This window comes from Geodermatophilus sp. SYSU D00867, from assembly GCF_054050315.1.
Window position 1 is genome coordinate 1 of sequence record NZ_JBJGZC010000049.1, and the last position, 570, is coordinate 570.

Annotated in this window: 1 rRNA gene; it reads left to right on the forward strand. The window is 66.3% G+C overall.

Features of this window, described 5'->3' with window-relative positions:
• Nucleotides 1–220, forward strand: a 16S ribosomal RNA gene (locus ACI8AK_RS23195); the annotation flags it as partial.
• Nucleotides 221–570: the final 350 nt, after the last annotated feature.

A 570-nucleotide genomic window follows, 5' to 3' on the forward strand; every position in this document is an offset into this window, starting at 1 on the left:
CCATGAAGTTGGAGTCGCTAGTAATCGCAGATCAGCAACGCTGCGGTGAATACGTTCCCGGGCCTTGTACACACCGCCCGTCACGTCACGAAAGTCGGTAACGCCCGAAGCCGGTGGCCCAACCCCTCGTGGGAGGGAGCCGTCGAAGGCGGGATCGGCGATTGGGACGAAGTCGTAACAAGGTAGCCGTACCGGAAGGTGCGGCTGGATCACCTCCTTTCTAAGGAGCACTGGCCGGCGGACCGCTTCCTGTGGGGAGTGTCTGTCGGCCCAGAGCCACGCCCACCGCGGGATGGCTTCTCAACTGTGAGGAGCCGCGGGTCGGTGGGGTGGTGCTCGAGGGTGGAACGCTGACCAGTTCGGCCGGCCGCTGCTGCGGCCTCCTAGTACGGCATCGCGTCTTCGGGCGCCTGCGGGGAACGGGGGTCGGGGGAGTTCGGATCGGTCGTAGGCACGCTGTTGGGTCCTGAGGGAGCGGGCTATCGCTTCTTCGTCCGGGCCTTCCCGATTTCACATCGCCGCGCGTGCGCGGGCCGGTGGAGTCGTTGGGGAAGGAGCGCGGGTTGGTCG